General features: G+C 65.9%; 4 protein-coding genes. All 4 read left to right on the top strand.

What is annotated here, in order from left to right; translation table 11 throughout:
- The first annotated feature begins 82 nt into the window (after positions 1–82).
- Genes G0Q01_RS23405 through G0Q01_RS23390 form a run of 4 tightly spaced genes read left to right on the top strand, consistent with a single transcriptional unit; the run spans position 83 to position 3110 of the window.
- A complete protein-coding gene (locus G0Q01_RS23405) occupies positions 83–562 on the top strand; it encodes a transposase (RefSeq protein ID WP_164213907.1) in 480 nt (159 codons plus the stop codon).
- The gene (gene tnpB, locus G0Q01_RS23400) at positions 559–912 is read left to right on the top strand and encodes an IS66 family insertion sequence element accessory protein TnpB (RefSeq protein WP_164185347.1); all 354 of its coding nucleotides are present in this window, start codon (positions 559–561) and stop codon (positions 910–912) included. The genes G0Q01_RS23405 and tnpB overlap by 4 nt, the downstream gene beginning before the upstream one ends.
- Positions 913–960: 48 nt before the next feature.
- Positions 961–2553 carry an IS66 family transposase gene (locus G0Q01_RS23395; protein WP_164185346.1) on the top strand — a complete coding sequence of 531 codons (1593 nt, stop codon included), beginning with the start codon at positions 961–963 and terminating at the stop codon, positions 2551–2553.
- Positions 2550–3110 carry a UPF0149 family protein gene (locus tag G0Q01_RS23390; RefSeq protein WP_164185344.1) on the top strand — a complete coding sequence of 187 codons (561 nt, stop codon included), beginning with the start codon at positions 2550–2552 and terminating at the stop codon, positions 3108–3110. The genes G0Q01_RS23395 and G0Q01_RS23390 overlap by 4 nt, the downstream gene beginning before the upstream one ends.
- The last annotated feature ends 52 nt before the right edge of the window (positions 3111–3162 follow it).

Genomic DNA, 3162 nt, shown 5'->3' with positions numbered 1-3162 from the left:
GTGAGCGTCACGAGCGGGTCATCTTGCGGGTGAGCTCTGCGCGCCAGAGATAGTCGGCACGCACTTTCAGGAGAGTTTGCCGATGAGCTTCGACGAGCCGAAGAGTACAGATAATGCCATGCATCAAGTCATGCATGAAGCCCGTGACTATCAGCGGATCGAGGTGATCACCGGGCGCCGTCGCCGCCGTAACTGGACCGATGATGAGCGTGCGCAGATCGTGGCGGAGAGCGCGGTGCCGGGCGCGAACATCTCCGACGTCGCGCGTCGCTGGGGCGTGCATCGTGGGCTGCTCACTGTCTGGCGGCGGGAGGCTGGCGTCAGCGGCAGCGCGCGGGGTCGCCGGAGGGTGACCCCGCCGCAGGAGCCGTTTCATTTCGTGCCGATCACCCTTGCCGCGCCGGAAGCTCCGCTGCCTGCCGCGGAGCGGCGCCCGGAAGAGCCGGGCAGCACGGCCTGCGGCCGGATCGAGCTCGAGATCGGAGGGGGCCGCATGGTCCTGACCGGGCCCGTCGACCCCGTTGTTGTGACTGCGCTCGTCGCGGCGTTGCGCGCACCATGATCCTGCCGACAGGTGGCGTGAAGATCGTCGTCGCCACGACGCCGATCGACTTCCGGCGCGGCATCAACGGACTGGTAGCGATCGTCGCCAGCGCGCTCGCAGCCGACCCGTATTGCGGTGATGTCTTCATCTTCCGACCGCGCCGCGCGGACAGGTTGCGACTGATCTTTTGGGACGGCAGCGGCATGGTTCTGGCCACGAAGTGGCTTGAGGGCCGCCGGTTCACCTGGCCTGCTCCCGGGGATGGCGCGATGGTGCTGACGCGCGAGGAGTTCGGGTTGCTCCTGGCCGGCCTGGATTGGACGAAGGCTCGACGCCCAGCTGTCAAAAGGCCCGTATATATTGCCTGAACTATCTGTATTTATTTGAGTTTTGTCGCCTGCATGGTATGGTTCGCCATGCAGGCTGACAGCACTTTGATCCCAACTGATGCGCCCGGTTTGACGCGGCTCGTGAAGGCCCTTCAGGCCGAGAATGCAGAGTTGCGCGTCTATGCCACCCTGCTGCGGATCATGATCTTCGGCGCCAAATCCGAGAAGCTTGCGACGCTTGATCCCACGCAGACTGCCCTCGATCTCGGGGACCTGGCGGATGTGCCTGCAGCTGCAAATGATGACGCCCCGACGACGCTAGAGGGGCGGGACGCGCCAAAGACCGCCACGCCGCGCGCGGCGGCACGCAACATGGGGGCACTGCCGCGGCATCTGCCCCGCGTCGAGGTCGTCATCGAACCCGAAGACGCAGGCAATGCCTGCTGTGGCGCCCTGCGGGTGCGCATCGGCGAGGATGTCAGCGAAGCGCTGGATGTCGTGCCCGCGCGGCTGCGTGTCATCCGCACGATCCGTCCGAAGTATGCCTGCCGGCACTGCCAGGAGCGCGTCGTTCAAGCGCCGGCACCTGCACGGGTGATGTCTGGTGGCATGGTCAGCACGGCGCTGGTGGCCCATGTTGTGGCCGCCAAATTTGCATGGCACCTGCCGCTGTACCGGCAGACGCAGATCTTCGCCGGCCATGGCGTCCAGCTTGACCGCGGCACGCTGGGCGGCTGGATCGCACGCGCCGCCTGGTGGCTCAAGCCCCTGCATGAGCGGTTGCTGCGCTTCATCCAGGCGCAGCCGCGGGTATTTTGTGACGAGACACCTTTGCCCCGGCTCGCCCCCGGCCGCGGCCGAACCAAGGTGAGCCAGCTCTGGGCCTATGCCATCGACGACCGGAACTGGCGGGGCCCCGCACCGCCAGCCGTGGCCTATGTCTACACCGAGGGACGCGGCGCGCAGGATCTTCTGGCGCACCTGGGCGGCTTTGCCGGCGTTCTCCAGGTAGATGGGTTTGGCGCTTACAAGACCGTGGCCAAGCAGCGTCGCAAGAGCAACGCCGCCCCGCTCGAGCTTGCCTTCTGCCTTGCCCATGCCCGGCGCAAGTTTGCGGACGTGTTCAAGACGACCCAGTCGCGGGCGGCGCTCGAGGTCCTGGGCCGGATCGCCAAGGTCTATGAGGTGGAGAAGCGTATCCGTGGCCTGAGCGATGTCGAGCGGCTGGCGGTGCGCAAGGCCGAGAGTGCAGTCTTGATGGATGATCTGAAGCGGCAGCTGACAGAGATCCGCGACGCCGTCGCGTCGCAGTCCTCGATTGGCAAGGCCGCGGCCTATACCTTGAAGCATTGGCAAGGACTGACTGTCTTCCTGCAGGACGGTCGGATCGAGGTGGACAGCAACATCGTCGAGCGCGCCATCAAGCCGGTATGCCTAACGAGAAAGAACGCACTTTTCGCCGGCTCTGCCAGCGGCGGCGAGAGCTGGGCTGTCTTGGCCTCGCTGGTCAACACCTGCAAGATGAACGACATTGACCCAGAGACCTGGCTCTCCGATGTGCTCGAGCGCATCGTCTCGGGGCGCACCACGATCAACCGGCTCGATGAGCTTCTGCCCTGGACCTGGAAGGCGGCACGCCTGGCCAAGGCCAACGACACTCTGGAGGCGCAGGCTGCATGAACACATCCACCCCGACCAGTGCGCCGAAGCGGCTCATGCTCGACGAGAAGGACTTCTTCGACGTCCTCCGTGCGCAGCGCCCCAGTCCACCCGCCACCGATCCGCAGACCCTGGATGGATACCTCACCGCGCTCATCATCGGGCCGCGCTTCATCGATCCTCGCCAATGGATCCCATCCTTTGTAGGCGAAGGTGCCCTCATGGCGCCCGAGCACACGACCGAGGCCAAGGCAGTCCAGTCCCTGGTTGCGGCCTACAACACGATCTCCTCGGGGCTGGGCGACACGCCCGGGACCTGGCGCCCGCGGCTGGTGGCGCACGGCGATGCGGCGGCTGCGCCCTACCTGTGGGCAGGTGGCTTCCTGCTCGGGACGAAGTTCGCGCCCAGGCTCTGGAAACCGGTATTGCAGGGCGCCGAGGGCGACCTGATAGGACCAATCAGAGAAATGGCCGACCCGCGTGTCAATCTTGATGCCGCCGCTGTCGCGAAGGTGGCCAAGGCCGTCGTCGCCATCCGCGCGCACTTCATGCCGCGCAGGGCAAAGTCCTTCCGCTGAGAGCGATCCGCCCGTCAAGGCCGGTCGACAGCGGCCAGCTCGTGACGCTCAC

This window comes from Salipiger sp. PrR007, from assembly GCF_010499845.1.
Lineage (GTDB): Bacteria > Pseudomonadota > Alphaproteobacteria > Rhodobacterales > Rhodobacteraceae > Salipiger > Salipiger pacificus_A.
This window is presented reverse-complemented; position numbering and strand designations above follow the sequence as displayed.